We start from the raw sequence: 15,702 nt of genomic DNA, 5'->3' as shown, positions 1-15,702 counted from the left end.
ATGGCAATATATTTTGTCATTTTTTTTTGCTTTTTTTTGCATTAAAAAAAGCGAACTAGTCGCTTTTTTCTTTGGGGGCTATTTCCCGACAGCCCCATTTTAACTTTCAGCAGGTGAGCAGGGCCTATTTAAGTTTGCTTAGCTCTACTGCTATTTTTGCACCAAGCACAGCATTGTTGTAAACCAGCTGTATATTTGAATCAAGGCTTGAGCCTCCTTCTATTCCTAAATCCCATTTTGTCTTAAGCGCTTCTGCAAGTTCTTTCGGAGTGTCGACTCTGTAGTCTACTCCGAATCCGCTCTTTGATGTGTAGAATGCAGGCAGCTCATCTGTACCAAATCCAACGACAGGCACACCCTGAGTTTCAAGATATTCAAGCGTAAGCCCTATATCTAGTATTGATTTTGCGCCTGCGCACACTACTGCCACGTCTGTATGAGCAAGTTCCTGCAGGTCAGCTGAGATGTCGAAGGTCTCCTGAGCTCCTCGGTGAACCCCGCCTATTCCTCCTGTTGCAAAAACCTTTATTCCGGCCATGCCTGCAATCAGCATGGTGGAGGCAACTGTGGTAGCGCCGTCCAGTTTCTTGGCAAGTATGAATGGGATGTCCCTGCGGCTGCATTTTATAGCATCAGAGCTTTTTCCAAGAGACTCTATCTTATCCTTGCTGAGCCCTACCTTGAGCTTGCCATCCATGATGGCTATTGTTGCAGGGATTGCGCCGTTGTCTCTTATGATCTGCTCCACGTTGAGAGCGGTCTCGACATTTCTTGGATATGGCATCCCGTGTGATATTATTGTAGACTAAAGAGCAACTACTGCCTTGCCCTCTTCCAGCGCTTTTTTGATTTCTGGTTTGATATCTAAATATTTTTCTAACATAATCCTGTCTCCTTCATGGTTTTATAAAATTACAGAAGAGTTCAGTTTTCAAAAGCATAACTTGAAAAATATTTATTCATGCTATATACTTACGTAAGCGATTGTTTTTAAATCAAAATCAAAAATTAAATAAAAATCACAGAGGAATTAAAAAATTATAAAGGATTTGGAGTAAAGAAACTTATGCATATAATGATAAAGCAGTTATTTGAATTTAGAAAGGGCCCTACGCCTTGGGTAAAAGCAATATTTGCCGGGCTATCTACAGGAATTCCGATATTAACAGGTGTTTTGATGGGAAATTTTGAACTTGGACTTATAGGTGGAATAGGCGGGTTTACATATCTGTATGTTTTTAATGAAACCTATGTGTCGAGGATCAAAAAGATATTCCTGATTGCATTTTCCATAGCTTTCCTGGTAGGTCTGGGAACTATTGTGGCTCCATACCCATGGCTCGTAATTGTTATTGTAGGACTAATAGGCTTTTTGGCAACATTTATTTTTGGGGTATTTAAAATACCTGGTCCTACAGCTCTTATTTTTGTACTTAGCTTTACAATAACGACAAGCATGCCAATAGATCCATCGCAAGCTCCATTACGATTTATTATAGTTCTTGCAAGCGGGCTCTTTGCTTGGGCACTAAGTATGTCGGGCTGGTTAATAGATCCTCATAAATCCGAGAAAAAAGCAATCGAAGATGTATATTCATCATTAGGGGATTTTTGTGAGGCTATTGGATCCAAAGAGATGAATAATAAGAGGCATCTTGTGACTGAAGCTCTGAGAAGATCAGAAGAAACTCTTTCATCAGGATTCTTATCAAAAAAGAATAAAATGGAATTTAACAGGCTTGTTTTTTTAAATAAGTATGCGGATGATTTATTCCTTGAACTTATTGAAATATCTTTTTCCAGATTGGAAAGTATTCCACGGGAAATCAGCGATATTATAAGAACCTTGTACACCACTATAAGAATACAGAACAGAGAAGTCGAAACCCCGGTTTTGAAGAGTTTGTATGCCGATTCATCAGGTGAATATAACCGTTTATTTGATAGTATCCATAAAATTGAGAATTTTATAAATATGCCACTGGACAAGATTGAAACTGAAGTAACTACACTAGCAAGGCCCTCTCACAGGATGAATATAATAAGGGCTATGGATAAGGATTTTATTGTATTTGCAAGTGCGGTCAGACATGGAATAATTCTTTCTATATCAGCAATAGTAGCGTTCAATTATCCGTTCATAAGACCGGACTGGATTCCACTTTCCTGTGCGGCAGTCATGTTTGGGACAACTGTAATGGCAACATTTAACAGGGCTGTTTTGAGATGTGTTGGGACCATATTGGGAACTTATATCGCAACAATTATTCTTTCTTTACACCCGGCGGGAATAGTGATTGCAATAATAAACATAATCCTGACTGCGCTTACAGAGCTTGTCGTAGTAAGAAATTATGCACTGGTGGCGATGTTTATAACTCCTAATGCGTTACTTCTTGCAGAGGCAGCTACAAGAAGCAGCGATACATCTCCCTTTTTAATGGAAAGGATTACGACTGTAGTGGTCGGGTCTCTGATTGGACTTGCTGGAACATATATAATGGGGCGAAAATCAGCGTCAAGCAGGCTGCCTGGGCTTATAGCAAAATTGATCCGAAGTCAGTCGCGCGCAATAGTAAGGCTTGAGGCTAATAAGGAGAATGGCAATATCCATGATACTCAGTGGATAAAAGAAAAAATGGAAATAAATCTAGGAAACCTAAAACTTGCTTATAGTACAGCCTTGGGTGAGATTCCGGTAAATCAGGAAAATCTGGATTTGATGTGGCCAGCAATCGCATCTCTTGAACATGTCAGCTATCTTATAGCCAAGAATATTGAGGGAAAAAAATACATGATACTGTCAGATCAAGATCTTGCTCAGATACTGGTAACGCTTGAAAAAATAGCAACAGCTGTTGAGCAGAAGCATATGCTTAAGAATATGAGGACACTAGATATAGAAGGTATCCCAAAGATTTGCAAGGAAATTAACAATTTACAGGAAATAATAAGCATGAAAAATATTTTTATATAAAATCATATAAGAGGAGGATTACAATGGAATTTAGATTTGCACATAATAATATTAATGTACTTGATTTAGGAAAGAGCCTCAGTTTTTATGAAAAAGCACTAAATCTCAAAGAAGTAAGAAGAAAAGAAGCCGCTGATGGAAGTTTTATACTGGTTTATCTTGGTGATGGAGAATCAAAGCATCAACTCGAGCTAACATGGCTTAGAGATTGGGACAGACCATATAACCTGGGTGACAATGAATTTCATATTGCATTTACTGTAGATGATTTTGATGAGGCATATAAGCATCACAAGGAAATAGGATGCATTGTATTTGAAAACAAGGAAATGGGAATATACTTTATTTCGGATCCAGACAATTACTGGCTTGAGATTGTTCCAGTTAGATAATAATATGAGTCCTGGCTCTGGAAATAATCCCAACACTACGGATAGAAACGATCTATCGGTTTCATAGATTTTATCTATTTGAATAATGAATATTTTAGTGATATTATTGATAATAGCGCACAAGTATATTATTTAATTAAAGGGAGAAAATTACTATGAAAAAATTTTTATCAGGCTTGATCGCAAGTCTTTTTATTCTTACTTCACTCGCTGGATGTGGAACGCAGGAAGCTGCAGAAACAGCACCAAACAGAGAATTTGAAGGTACAACGCTTAATGTTATGCTGGCATACGGTGGAGCGGAAAAATCATTTGAAAAATTTACAGAGGAAACAGGCATAAATGTTGAATATATAGAGATATCTACAGGAAAAGCTCTTGCAAAGCTTCAGGCTGAAGAAGGCAATACTTCTTCGGATATATGGTTTGGCGGTGGCGTGGACAGCTACATATCGGCGGCTGAACTTGGATATCTTGAGCAGTATGCGTCTCCTGAAGCAGAGAAGATAAATCCTCTCTACAGCGACAAGGACGGTTACTGGACTGGACTGGCACTTGTTCCGGCGGGTTTTGTCGTAAACAATGACATACTTGCGGAAAAGGGTCTGGAAGCTCCAAAAACATGGGAAGATCTGGCAAATCCGATTTACAAGGATGAGATAATAATGGCTTCACCTGCTATATCAGGAACTCAGTATGCAATACTGAATGGCCTTCTTCAGGCTTTTGGTGAAGAAAAGGGATGGGATCTTTTCAGCAGAATAAATGAAAACGTTGATGTCTATGCAAAGGGTGGCGGAGAGCCTGGTCCTAAGGTTTGTGCCGGAGAATATGCGATAGGCGTTCTGGCTATAACTGGAAGCACTTATGCCCTTGAATCTGAATACCCGGTAACTGTAGTAGCACCTGAAGATTATGTTCCATGGACTCCAGCTCCGATAGCTATATTCAAGAATTCACAGAATAAAGATGCAGCTAAGGTGTTTGTAGATTACATGCTTTCTGAAAATGGGCAGCTGAATCTTCGTGAGGCTGACGCAAGAATAATGGCAAGAGAAGGAATAGATGTTCCTGAGGTCATGAAGGACCTGGATGTAAGCAAGCTTGTTGAGCAGGATGTACTTCTTTTTGGTTCTCAGAGAGAAGCTATGCTTGAAAAATGGGCAGCGCTTGCTGGGGAGAAGGACGCTTAAAAACGGGATTATTATTAAGAAGGAACTTTGAGCATAATCTCTGAGTTCTTTCTTTTCTTTTTTAGAGAGGAAGCTATGAAGATACATAAAATTCTGGACAGATTTCTGCTATTTGCTGTAGTCCTGTCAATTTGCATTTTTGTCCTGTATCCAATATTTTCGGTATTCAGGATGAGCCTGTTTGATAACGGAGAATTTACGCTGAAGTACTACCATGATATCTTATCAAAAAAGAATCTCATCCTCATTCGCAACAGCATGTGGGTTACGGTTCTTTCTTCAAGCCTTACTACATTTTTTTCATTCATCATAGCGCTTTACGTATTCGTATCAAGGCCGAGGGTAAGATATTTCATGAGGAGCGCGCTGATGCTCACCATGATATCGCCTCCTTTTGTTTCTGCGCTTGCGCTGATAATGCTTTTTGGAAGAAGGGGGCTCATCACATATGGCATTCTCGGGCTTAGCGTAAACCCGTATGGATGGCAGGGAATAGTCATACTCCAGACAATCAGCGGAATATCATTTGCGGCGCTTATGCTTTCGGGCACGCTCCAGAACATAGACATAAGGCAGATAATGGCATCGCGAGATTTGGGAGCAAGCCCTCTTCAGACCCTGAGAAACATTGTGATACCGGCTGCATGGCCAGGCATACTTTCCGTATTCTTCATACTGTTTACAATGAATCTTGCGGACTTTGGCACGCCAATAATAATTGGGGGAAGGTACAAGGTTCTCGCGACGGAGGCATATCTTCAGATGCTCTCTTCTTCCAGCCTTGGAAAGCCTGCGGCAATAAGCATGCTCATGATTCCACCGGCCATAGCTGCATTTTACTTTTACAGAAAAAATATTTCAAAAGCAGGGAATTCATCTGACGGAAGCAAGCTCTCATCATCAGAGGACTATGCTTATGAGCTTCCTGGTTATATAAAGAATGTACTTCTGGCAGTGGTTGTAGTGTTTTTTGCAATCATGATTCTAAAGTATTCTAATATATTCCTGTCTACTGTTTCAAACACTGCCACGGGAAAGCTAAGGTTTACTTCAAAGTATATTATGGATCTTCCCAAAGGAAAAATAGAGTCTTTCTGGCGAAGCATAATATATTCTGCAACTGCAGGAGCGATTGCATCATTTGTGGGAGTGCTTCTTTCTTACTATACTCACAGGAGAGGCCTGAAAGGAATGAAAATAGTAGAATTTGCGGCATCGCTTCCATACATTATACCAGGTACGTTCTTTGGGCTGGGATATGTTGCGGCATTCAGCAGTCAGCCGCTTCTGCTTCGTGGCACGGCCTGGATAATAATTTTCAACTTTGCGTTCAGGCAGATTTCGGTTTCAAACAAATCTGCCAACGCAGAATTTGACACCATAGACAGAAAAATCGAGCTTGCAGCCAGGGATCTTGGAGCATCAAACCTTCAGGTACTGTTTGGCATAATTATTCCCATGCTGAGATCTACATTTCTGACCTGCTTCATTACAACGTTTACAGCAAGCATGACCGCTGTCGGAGCAGTAGTGTTTCTGATATCGCCGGGCACAAATGTGGCCAGTGTGGAAATGTTTCAGTCTATCGAAAACGGTCTTTATGGAGTCGGATCTGTTCAGGCTGTGATGATAATAGCAGTAACGGTTACAGTAAATCTTATTGCAATGTTCCTGCTTGATGGAAAACGGGGCAGGGAAAAAAAGATTAAGGAGACATAGCTATGTTTTTGGAGCTCAGGGATATCACAAAGCTTTACGATAAAGATAATGGGATAAGAAATATAAGTTTCAGCGTTGAACAGGGCGAGTTTGTCACGCTGCTTGGACCGTCAGGCTGCGGAAAGACTACTACGCTCAATATAATCGGGGGATTTCTGAAGCCGGACAGCGGCAAGGTCATACTGGATGGGCAGGACATTACGGGATTTGTACCGGAAGAAAGACCTGTATCCACTGTATTTCAGAGCTATGCGCTTTTCCCTCATATGAATGTGCTTGACAATGTGAGCTATGGCCTGAGGCACCTTTGCAGAATGAGCAAAAAATCAGCAGCAGAAGAGGCTCTGAAGTACCTTGAAATCGTCGGGTTGTCAGGATATGAGCATTCTCAGGTTGGCAATCTGAGCGGTGGCCAGCAGCAGAGAGTCGCGCTTGCAAGATCTATGGCAACCAAACCCAAGCTCCTGCTTATGGATGAGCCGCTGAGCAATCTTGATGCATCTCTGAGGATAAAGATGAGGCTTGAGCTGAAAAATCTCCAGAGAAAGCTCGGGATTACTATGATTCTTGTTACACATGATCAGGAGGAAGCTCTCAGCATGTCGGACAAGATCATTGTGATGGAAAAAGGTGATATTCTACAGATCGGATCGCCTCAGGATATTTATTTCAGTCCTCAAAGCAGGGAGGTATCATCATTCATAGGGAGAGCTAATTTTGTCGATATAAATGGAAAGACTGAACTTATAAGGCCTGAGAACATAAGGATAATACCTGATGAAAAGGGTAATTACAGGATAACAGATAAAATTTTCATGGGGGCGAGAACAGAATATATAGTCTCAGATGGAAAAAATACACTGGAGGTGGAAATTTCCGGAGTTTACGGTACGGCATTCGAGAAGGATCAGTCGGTATCTATAGAGATTTAAAAAACTTGATTTTTTAAGGCACCATATCTTTTCAAGTATGGTGCTTTTATGTTAAAATAATTAAATATGAATAAATTTCTGAAAATATTATCAATTTCGTATTCAATAATATATATTGTGGAGGATGAATTTTGAAAGAAAAAAATATAGATAAAACTGATTTTAAATATACCGCAAATTTAATACTTAAGCAGCTCTTTGAATTCAGAAAAGGGCCTACGCCGTGGACGAAAGCTTTTTTTGCAGGGCTTTGTGCATCACTTCCACTTCTGGCCGGAATCCTCATGGGAGATTTTGGACTAGGACTCCTTGGGGGTATCGGAGGATTTACGTATCTCTATGTATTCAACGAAACCTATGCTGTAAGAGCGAAGAAAATATTTATGGTTGCACTGACTATAAGCTTTCTTGTCGGACTTGGCACAATTGCAGCTCAGTATACCTGGCTTGTAATACTGATTCTTGGAATAATAGGATTTACAGCAACATTCATATTCGGTGTATTCCGAATTCCAGGACCAGCTGCCATATTTTTTGTACTTAGCTTTACGATAACTACCAGCATGCCGGCAGATCCTTCGCAGGCTCCTCTCAGATTCCTTGTGGTATTTGCAAGCGGCATGCTCGCATGGGCTCTCAGCATGATTGGGTGGTTCAAGGCCCCTTATAAAGCAGAGATAAAAGCAGTCGAAGACATGTATGAGTCGCTTGCTTCCTTCAGTGAAGCAAAAAATCTTGATGGCATTAATTCCAGAAGGCATTCCGTCGTGGAATATCTAAGGACCGGCAAGGAGATATTTTCCTCGGGTCCATTACTTAACAAGGACAAGGGAATGTATGACAGGCTTGCTATATTAAATCAGTATGCAGACGAGCTCTTTCTGGAGCTTTTAGAATCATACTTCAATAAAGGAGCAGGAATACCGGAGTCTTTTTCAAAGAGAATAAGAGAAATCAAATTCAGGATAAGATCCATAGAAGTCAATGGTGAAGGCCGTATCGGCATTGAACCTGCAGGAGACTTCTCTCAGGGATATGAGAAATTATCAGAATGCATAAAGGAAATAGAAGAATTCATAGATACTCCGCTTGAAAATATAGACCGTGAGATTATTTTAACATCAAAGACTTCTGGAAGGTTAAAAATCATGAGCGCATTTGATAAAAATTTCATTGTATTTGCAAACTCACTCAGATATGGACTGGTCCTTTCTCTGTCAGCGCTTATAGCATTTACTCTTCCGTTTACCAGACCTTACTGGGTTCCACTTTCATGTGCAGCTGTGATGTTTGGGAGCACGATAATGACCACATTTAACAGAGCATTCCTGAGATCTGTTGGAACAATTATAGGGACTTTAATTGCAACCCTTATACTCTCATTTGAGCCTGCAGGACTTGCAATAGCAGCGATCAACATGCTGCTTACAATGATAACGGAGCTGGTAGTTGTCAGAAACTACGCACTCGTGGCAGTTTTTATCACGCCTAATGCGCTAATGCTTGCTGATGCAGTCACAAAAGACGTATCAACCTCTCAGTTTGCAGAGGCAAGGATACTTGCAATAGTAGTTGGATCTCTTATTGGTCTCTCGGGAACATTCATAATAGGCCGAAAATCAGCTTCGGGAAGGCTTCCCGTGCTTGTATCAAATCTGATAAAAACCAATATTGAATTATTTGAAAACCTTAAATCATCGGGCAGAGGACATGACCTGAAATCAATACTGCATTTAAAGGAAAGAATGGAAATAGACCTTGAAAATCTCAGACTTGCTTACAGCACTGCTTTGGGTGAGATTCCTGTAAAAAAAGAAAGCCTTGAGATGATGTGGCCTGTGATATCATCGCTCTCACATATATGCTTCCTGCTTGGAAAACTTGTGGAAAGGCGTGATTTCATGGAGGTTCAGGATAAAGATCTTATAAGCATAACTGAGGCTTTGGAGGAAATAACGAAATCGATAGAAGCTGATGAACTTCTTGCCGACATGAAACTGCTTGATATAACTGAGATGCCAAAACTAAGCAGAGAAATGAATCATCTTCAGGAGATGATGAGCATGATAAAAATAAAGGCTGTAATATGATGAGAGCATGATAGATAAAATATAGATTTAACAAAATTGGATTGCGCAATAGACACTTTATTAACAATTAAATATATCGATATTTTTTAATTATAAGTGTAGATAAATTTCAGACTATTGTGATATAATACCCCCAAAATATAAGAAGTAAAATGAACGGTCATTTTAAATCATGATTATTTAGGAGTTATCCACATGAAACTGAAGGATAAAGTTGCTATTGTTACGGGATCAACATCTGGTATGGGAAGAGCTACTGCTGAGCTTTTTGCAAAATAGGGAGCAAAGGTAGTAGTTACTGGAAGAGATGAAAAAAGAGCAAAAGAAGTAGTAGACGGGATAAAGGCACAGGGAGGAGAAGCGATGTACGTAATCGTTGATGCTTCAAAAACCGAGGATAACAAGATACTTGTAGATAAGACTATGGAAGCATATGGAACTGTAGACATACTGTTTAACAATGCGGGAATGCTCAGTATGTCGTCCTTGATGGATGTATCGCTTGAGGAGTGGAACAAGCTTTGGGCGGTAAACGTGACTTCGGCGTTATATCTTGCTCAGCTTGTTGCTCCGGAGATGAAGAAAAAAGACAATTGCGCCGGGAGCGATTCATACAGCTATGGTTGACAGCATAGGCGGACCGGATGTGCTTGGAGGAATGAAGGAAGGCTCTCCACTCAAGAGAATAGGCCAGCCGGTTGATATTGCTACTGTAGTTCTGTTCCTTGCTTCAGACGAATCGTCGTTTGTAGATGGACAGATACTGAAGGTAGATGGCGGATTTGAAATTTAATACTGAAAATTTATATTTTGTGATATAGAAACAATGATTTCCAGCTGAATCAATCAGTTGGAGATTTTTTTGTAAACTGAAAATAAATAAAATTCAGAAATTTTGAAAAAACCTCTTGCAATTTATCTCTAATTAGAGCAATATGTAATTACAGACAAAGTTGCTGACAAATATTATTTGAAAATGAGGTTGTTTTATGAAAAAATCAGAACTTAAGATCTTCATTGGAATGAGCAGGGCTTTGAATGAAATAAACAGAGCGACTGGAAAGATACACAAGAAATATGGACTTACAAATGCGCAGTTTGCTGTTCTTGAAGCTCTTTATCACAAAGGGGATCTGTCGGTTGGTGAGGTTCAGGAAAAGATACTCAGTACCAGCGGAACTATACCTGTGATAGTAAAGAATCTTGAAAACGAAGGCCTTTTAACAAGAAATCAGGATCAGTCAGACAAAAGAAAGTTCATACTTCACATCACTGATAAAGGAAGAAGCCTCATGGACAGGGTATATCCTGAAAATGAGAAGATGATCATAGATATGATGAGCGTGTGGAATGACGAGGAGCAATTGAACCTTATAAATTATATGAGAAAATTTGGAGGTCTTGAAAATGGAAAGAAAGATTAAAGAAAAGGTTACCGGATTTAGAACAAGAGACGGAGCTGGAGTAAGCCTGGTAAGAGTTTTAGGTCATGATACTGTAGAGACTTTCGATCCGATACTTATGCTGGATTCGTTTGACAGTCAGAGGCCGGAAGACTACACTGCCGGATTTCCACTGCATCCACACAGGGGCATTGAGACCATAAGCCTCATAGTAAGCGGCAACATGGTTCACAGAGACAGTCTTGGGAATGAAGATGCGATTAGTGATGGAGAAGTTCAGTGGATGACTGCGGGGTCCGGGATAATGCATGAGGAAAAGCTTCCTGCGGCTGAAAGACTTCTGGGAGTTCAGCTATGGCTGAATATGCCTCGAGAAAACAAGATGGCACCACCTGAATATCACAGCATAAAAAAAGAAGACATAGAAGAAATACCCATAGATGGTGGATTATTAAGGCTGATAAGCGGAAAATATAAAAATCATGAGGGATTCAGGGGTAAATACCTGCCTGTGGATTATTATGATATAAGGCTGGAGCCAGGAAAGCGCTTTATGATAGAAACGGACAGAGATAAATCAGTTCTGGTATTTACACTTTCAGGTGATGCAAGGATAGCAGGTGAGAAAGTTGAAGAAAAGACTGCTGTAAAGCTGACAGAAGGAGAATCACTGGTTATAGAATCTCTTGAAAAAGAGGCAGAGATACTCTTTGTAAGCTCAGACATGCTAAAAGAGCCTGTTTCATGGGGAGGCCCTATAGTAATGAATACAGAGGAGGAGCTCAGACAGGCCTTTGCTGAACTGAGAACAGGGGAATTTCTGAAAGAAAAAGTTGAATATGATGTATAAAAATCATTAACATAAATCAATTTAATTAGAAAAGGAGAAACAACATGAGAATACTAGAATCTTTAAAATCAAGAAGAACACATTATGACATCAACAGAGAACTTCCGGTTGATGAGGCTGATATATTTCATCTGATCGAAAAAGCTACTGAGCTTGTGCCTGATGCGTTCAATATGAAGAGCTCGAGAGTAGTAGTGGCTACAGGTGAAAAACAAGATCAGCTATGGGATACGATATATGATGTATTCGAAGGAAAGGTAGCAAGAGAGAAGATAGACAGCTTTAAAAATGGCTACGGAACCATACTGTTCTTCTATGACCAGGCGGTCGTAAAAGGAATGCAGGACCAGTTCACACTATACGCAGATAAATTCCCTGAATGGGCATCTCAGGCATCGGCAATGCTTCAGATAAGCATATGGAGCGGCCTTAAGGAGCTTGGAGCAGGAGCATCTCTTCAGCACTACAATCCTGTGATTGACGAAGCGATAAAAAAACTGTTCGATCTCCCTGAAAGCTATGTTCTTAATGCGCAGATGCCATTTGGAGGCATCGGTTCACACCCGGACGAGAAACCTGCTGAGGATATATCACAGAGAGTAAGATTTGTAAAATAGTCAAAAAATATTATAAGTGCCAGGGCCCCATATGTAAATATACACATGAGGTCTTGGCTGATTTGTATATCATAATGAATTAATTTTATCAGGAGGGTTACTATGAAATTTTGCTGGAGCACGCTGCACGTAAGGAACATGGAAGAATCGCTGAAATTTTATGAGGAAATAGTCGGGCTTGAAATCGACAGCAGATTTGCGGCAGGACCAGGCATGGAGATTGTATTTTTAGGGGATGGAGAAACGAAAATTGAGCTCATATCTGGAGGGACTTCTGGAGAGACCGCTATCGGAAAAGATATATCATGGGGATTTCAGGTAGATTCTCTTGACGAAAAGCTTGATTTTGTAAAATAAAAAGGTATAGATATTTTTGAAGGACCTTTTCAGCCAAATCCGGATACTAAATTCTTTTATGTGCTTGATCCTAATGGACTTAAGATTCAATTTGTAGAAATGAGGTAATTATGAAGCTGCCTGTACTTTTCGTGGGACACGGATCGCCTATGAATGCCGTTGAAGACAATGAATTTACAAACAAATGGAAAGCGCTTGGAAAGTCACTCCCGAGGCCTAAAGTCATTCTGGCGGTTTCGGCACACTGGTATACTGCCAGCACTCGCACATCGGACACGAGGGAGCCAAGGATGATATATGACATGTATGGCTTTCCAAAGGAGCTGTATGATTTAAAATATCCGGTGGAAGGATCGCCTGAGCTTGCTGGAAAAATCTCGGATCTGCTCAAAGAAGGCGTAATTACAGACAACAGGTGGGGCATAGACCATGGTACCTGGTCGGTGCTTTGCAGGATGTATCCTGATGCAGACATACCGGTCGTTCAGCTGAGCATTGATTTTAATGCAGCGCCGGAGGCTCATTTTGAGATGGGAAAAAAGCTTTCACAGCTCAGAAAAGAAGGCGTACTTATAATCGGAAGTGGAAATGTGGTCCACAACCTTTCGCTGATAAACTGGGGCATGAGCGGTGGTTTTGACTGGGCGCATGAGTTTGATGATTATGTAAAACAAAACATACTGGATAGAAATTTCGAGGCTGTAGTAAACTATGGCAAGGCTGGCAAGTGCGCCGAGAAGGCATTTTATACTCCGGATCATTTCTATCCTCTGCTGTATGTCCTTGGAGCCGCGGATGCAGCAGACGACATAAGAGTATTTAATGATTCATGCATAATGGGTTCTATGTCCATGACTGGATATTTATTTTCTTAAAGCTACATCCGTATGATTTGCAGAAATGTGACTCATACGGATTTTTTTGTATCCTGATGGTTAATTTTGTTTCCGAAAATCAACATCAAATCCATTGTATATGACAGAAAAAGAAGTATAATTAAATCTATGGAAGGAGATGAATTTGAATGAAGGATATAAACATAGCAAAAATAATTGCAGACTGCAGACGAAGAAAAGGGATCACACAGGATCAGCTTGCAGAATATATTGGAGTGTCCAAAGCCTCCGTGTCTAAATGGGAAACGGGGCACAGCTATCCGGATATAACTTTTCTTGCGCCACTTGCGACTTATTTCAACATGAGCATCGATGAACTCATGGGTTATTCGCCGCAGATGACTAAAGAAGAAATAAAAAGACTGTATCACAGGCTGTCGGCAGAATTTTCGACAAAGCCTTTTGATGAGGTTATTTCGCAATGCCGCAGAATCATAAAAAAATACTATTCCTGCTTTCCTCTGCTGATGCAGATGGCAGTGCTTCTCTGCAATCATCACATGCTTGCAGAAGAAAAAGATGACCAGATGGAGATAATGGAGGAAGCCGTGAGCCTGTGCAAAAGGGTAGAAGAAGAGAGCAAAGATATGTGGCTCTCCCGGGACGCGGTTTCTGTTGAAGCAGTATGCTATCTGATGATGAGAAGGCCTGAAAAAGCACGCGAGCTGCTGGGAGAAGATGTGAGGCCAGCTCTGGGTGATGATTCTGTAATTGCCCAGTCATATCTCATGGAAGGCAATATGGCTAAGGCGGACCGGATTCTGCAGATAAGCGCATATCAGCACCTTATTTCGCTTGCAGGCTCCCTGGCGTCTCTGCTTCAGCTTCAAAATGATAAATTTGAAGAAATACTGCACAGGATATTTACCGTTGCCGAGGCATTTGAACTGTCAAAGCTTAATCCGAATATAATGGCGGTGACATATCTGAATGTGGCGCAGGGCTACTGCATGCAGGGCAATAACAAAAAGGCACTTGAAATATTGAGAAAATACGCTGATCTCTGCATTAAAGATTTTTTCCCATATTCACTGCATGGGGACTCGTTTTTTAGCGAGCTTGGGACCTGGTTTGAAAACCTGGATCTGGGAAATGCTGCTCCAAGAAGCGAAGAAGTCATAAAGGAAAGCATAATTAAGTCGATTGAGGAAAACCCTGTATTTGATTCACTGCGCGGGGATGCCGAGTACCTTAGTATATTGCGATTGCTAAGGGAGAGTTTTGGAGGTCAGTAATATGAAAAATAAAATAAACCGCAGAAATCTGAAGATAAGCCTTTTATTTACAGCTGCAGGGATAGTCGCAAGCACATTTGCCGCTATGTATCAGCTGGATATGTTCAGTGATGCAATTAAGAATCAGATTATCCTGCAGCTGGGATCGACAGAGGCTCTTATAGCCATTGCAGCTGTTCAGGGCGGTATAATAACTCTGATATCTTCATTTGCAGGACTTATTATTGCGGAAAAGGTAAGTCTGAGGCTCAATTTCCGTTTCGACAAAAACTCGCTCATGATTGCTATGGCAATCGGGTTTTTGACGGCAGCTGTCATAGTGCTTTCGGACAGGCTGATCTTTGTGAGGTATCTGCCTCCTGAAATTGCGAATTATGAATTTTCGCTCCTGTATCTTGTCACAGGCATTCTATACGGTGGTATAATTGAAGAGATAATGCTGAGGCTTTTTGTCATGTCATTTTTTGTATTAGCGCTGTGGAAGTTTTTTTCAAGAGGCAGCGACAGGAATAATATACCTGGCTGGATATATATATCTTCAATCTTTATTTCGGCTGCACTTTTTGCGGCAGGGCATATTCCATTTACAGCACAGATCATAGGCTTATCCCTGCCTGTACTGGCAAGAACATTTCTTCTCAATGGCATAGGCGGCATAGGATTTGGGTATCTATACTGGAAGCGTGGACTGGCATATTCTATGTGCGCTCATGCATTTACACATGTTTTCATTAACCTGATATCGGCAATATTTACTTTAGGGAGGTAAATACAACAAATGAAAATTGGACAATTTGCAAAGCTTAATAATACAAGCATAGATACCATAAGGCATTATATGTCACTGGGGCTACTTTTGCCTGAAAAGGCAGGCAATCAGTATGAATTTGACGAAAAATGCATGAGTGACTATCTCGAGATACAGAGATTGAAGCAAATCGGGTTCACATTGTCGGAGATTCAGCACCTCATGCTTTACAAAAAAATGGGAAATATGACAGGATACCGGCAGAGAATGTCCTATCTGTCATACTTTGAAAA

Annotated in this window: 16 protein-coding genes and 1 pseudogene; 16 read left to right on the top strand and 1 reads right to left on the bottom strand. The window is 40.6% G+C overall.

Annotated features, from left to right (window positions below; translation table 11 throughout):
- Positions 1-124 precede the first annotated feature (124 nt).
- Complete coding sequence (locus G558_RS13130; protein WP_330363856.1) at positions 125-796, bottom strand: pseudouridine-5'-phosphate glycosidase; 672 nt, start codon at positions 794-796, stop codon at positions 125-127.
- 270 nt (positions 797-1,066) lie between these two features.
- On the opposite strand from G558_RS13130, the gene G558_RS0110750 reads away from it, so the two are divergent.
- The 16 genes and pseudogenes from G558_RS0110750 to G558_RS13105 form a co-directional block, all read left to right on the top strand.
- The gene (locus tag G558_RS0110750; RefSeq protein ID WP_028830168.1) at positions 1,067-2,977 is read left to right on the top strand and encodes an FUSC family protein; all 1,911 of its coding nucleotides are present in this window, start codon (positions 1,067-1,069) and stop codon (positions 2,975-2,977) included.
- A 23-nt stretch (positions 2,978-3,000) separates the two neighbouring features.
- Positions 3,001-3,369: a VOC family protein gene (locus G558_RS0110745; RefSeq protein ID WP_028830167.1), complete on the top strand. Its 369-nt coding sequence runs from the start codon at positions 3,001-3,003 to the stop codon at positions 3,367-3,369.
- Positions 3,370-3,524: 155 nt separating this feature from the next.
- Positions 3,525-4,562 (top strand): ABC transporter substrate-binding protein, encoded by a 1,038-nt coding sequence (locus tag G558_RS0110740; protein ID WP_028830166.1) that lies wholly within the window; start codon positions 3,525-3,527, stop codon positions 4,560-4,562.
- A 75-nt stretch (positions 4,563-4,637) separates the two neighbouring features.
- A complete protein-coding gene (locus G558_RS13125; protein ID WP_036931926.1) occupies positions 4,638-6,281 on the top strand; it encodes an ABC transporter permease in 1,644 nt (547 codons plus the stop codon).
- A gap of 2 nt (positions 6,282-6,283) precedes the next feature.
- The gene (locus tag G558_RS0110730; protein WP_028830165.1) at positions 6,284-7,213 is read left to right on the top strand and encodes an ABC transporter ATP-binding protein; all 930 of its coding nucleotides are present in this window, start codon (positions 6,284-6,286) and stop codon (positions 7,211-7,213) included.
- 131 nt (positions 7,214-7,344) lie between these two features.
- Positions 7,345-9,303, top strand: coding sequence for an FUSC family protein (locus tag G558_RS0110725; protein ID WP_051188654.1), 1,959 nt, complete (start codon positions 7,345-7,347; stop codon positions 9,301-9,303).
- 291 nt (positions 9,304-9,594) lie between these two features.
- Positions 9,595-9,930 (top strand): annotated as a pseudogene (locus tag G558_RS14435) (SDR family NAD(P)-dependent oxidoreductase); the annotation flags it as partial.
- Positions 9,923-10,096, top strand: coding sequence for an SDR family oxidoreductase (locus G558_RS14430; protein WP_278233976.1), 174 nt, complete (start codon positions 9,923-9,925; stop codon positions 10,094-10,096). The pseudogene G558_RS14435 and the gene G558_RS14430, both read left to right, overlap by 8 nt.
- A gap of 196 nt (positions 10,097-10,292) precedes the next feature.
- Complete coding sequence (locus tag G558_RS0110705) at positions 10,293-10,727, top strand: MarR family winged helix-turn-helix transcriptional regulator (protein WP_028830162.1); 435 nt, start codon at positions 10,293-10,295, stop codon at positions 10,725-10,727.
- The gene (locus tag G558_RS0110700; RefSeq protein ID WP_028830161.1) at positions 10,711-11,556 is read left to right on the top strand and encodes a pirin family protein; all 846 of its coding nucleotides are present in this window, start codon (positions 10,711-10,713) and stop codon (positions 11,554-11,556) included. The genes G558_RS0110705 and G558_RS0110700 overlap by 17 nt, the downstream gene beginning before the upstream one ends.
- A 44-nt stretch (positions 11,557-11,600) precedes the next feature.
- Positions 11,601-12,173 carry a nitroreductase family protein gene (locus G558_RS0110695; protein ID WP_028830160.1) on the top strand — a complete coding sequence of 191 codons (573 nt, stop codon included), beginning with the start codon at positions 11,601-11,603 and terminating at the stop codon, positions 12,171-12,173.
- 102 nt (positions 12,174-12,275) lie between these two features.
- On the top strand, positions 12,276-12,530 hold the full coding sequence (locus tag G558_RS13115; RefSeq protein ID WP_330363855.1) for a VOC family protein: 255 nt from the start codon (positions 12,276-12,278) through the stop codon (positions 12,528-12,530).
- Between the two features lie 110 nt (positions 12,531-12,640).
- Positions 12,641-13,405 (top strand): 4,5-DOPA-extradiol-dioxygenase, encoded by a 765-nt coding sequence (gene ygiD, locus G558_RS0110685; RefSeq protein ID WP_051188653.1) that lies wholly within the window; start codon positions 12,641-12,643, stop codon positions 13,403-13,405.
- A 149-nt stretch (positions 13,406-13,554) separates the two neighbouring features.
- The gene (locus G558_RS0110680; protein WP_028830158.1) at positions 13,555-14,661 is read left to right on the top strand and encodes a helix-turn-helix domain-containing protein; all 1,107 of its coding nucleotides are present in this window, start codon (positions 13,555-13,557) and stop codon (positions 14,659-14,661) included.
- 1 nt (position 14,662) lies between these two features.
- Complete coding sequence (locus G558_RS13515) at positions 14,663-15,430, top strand: CPBP family intramembrane glutamic endopeptidase (RefSeq protein ID WP_051188617.1); 768 nt, start codon at positions 14,663-14,665, stop codon at positions 15,428-15,430.
- A 9-nt stretch (positions 15,431-15,439) separates the two neighbouring features.
- A partial coding sequence (locus G558_RS13105; RefSeq protein ID WP_028829885.1) for a MerR family transcriptional regulator occupies positions 15,440-15,702 on the top strand: 263 nt, incomplete at its 3' end.

Origin of the sequence: Proteocatella sphenisci DSM 23131, from assembly GCF_000423525.1 — a bacterium.
Taxonomy (GTDB): Bacteria; Bacillota; Clostridia; order Peptostreptococcales; family Filifactoraceae; genus Proteocatella; species Proteocatella sphenisci.
This window is presented reverse-complemented; position numbering and strand designations above follow the sequence as displayed.

Excerpts from the sequence above, each read along its gene's own strand:
- G558_RS0110750 (WP_028830168.1), top strand. The coding sequence starts at position 1,067 with ATGCATATAATGATAAAGCAGTTATTTGAATTTAGAAAGGGCCCTACG.
- G558_RS0110745 (WP_028830167.1), top strand. The coding sequence starts at position 3,001 with ATGGAATTTAGATTTGCACATAATAATATTAATGTACTTGATTTAGGA.
- G558_RS0110740 (WP_028830166.1), top strand. The coding sequence starts at position 3,525 with ATGAAAAAATTTTTATCAGGCTTGATCGCAAGTCTTTTTATTCTTACT.
- G558_RS13125 (WP_036931926.1), top strand. The coding sequence starts at position 4,638 with ATGAAGATACATAAAATTCTGGACAGATTTCTGCTATTTGCTGTAGTC.
- G558_RS0110730 (WP_028830165.1), top strand. The coding sequence starts at position 6,284 with ATGTTTTTGGAGCTCAGGGATATCACAAAGCTTTACGATAAAGATAAT.
- G558_RS14430 (WP_278233976.1), top strand. The coding sequence starts at position 9,923 with ATGGTTGACAGCATAGGCGGACCGGATGTGCTTGGAGGAATGAAGGAA.
- G558_RS0110705 (WP_028830162.1), top strand. The coding sequence starts at position 10,293 with ATGAAAAAATCAGAACTTAAGATCTTCATTGGAATGAGCAGGGCTTTG.
- G558_RS0110700 (WP_028830161.1), top strand. The coding sequence starts at position 10,711 with ATGGAAAGAAAGATTAAAGAAAAGGTTACCGGATTTAGAACAAGAGAC.
- G558_RS0110695 (WP_028830160.1), top strand. The coding sequence starts at position 11,601 with ATGAGAATACTAGAATCTTTAAAATCAAGAAGAACACATTATGACATC.
- G558_RS13115 (WP_330363855.1), top strand. The coding sequence starts at position 12,276 with ATGAAATTTTGCTGGAGCACGCTGCACGTAAGGAACATGGAAGAATCG.
- ygiD (WP_051188653.1), top strand. The coding sequence starts at position 12,641 with ATGAAGCTGCCTGTACTTTTCGTGGGACACGGATCGCCTATGAATGCC.
- G558_RS0110680 (WP_028830158.1), top strand. The coding sequence starts at position 13,555 with ATGAAGGATATAAACATAGCAAAAATAATTGCAGACTGCAGACGAAGA.
- G558_RS13515 (WP_051188617.1), top strand. The coding sequence starts at position 14,663 with ATGAAAAATAAAATAAACCGCAGAAATCTGAAGATAAGCCTTTTATTT.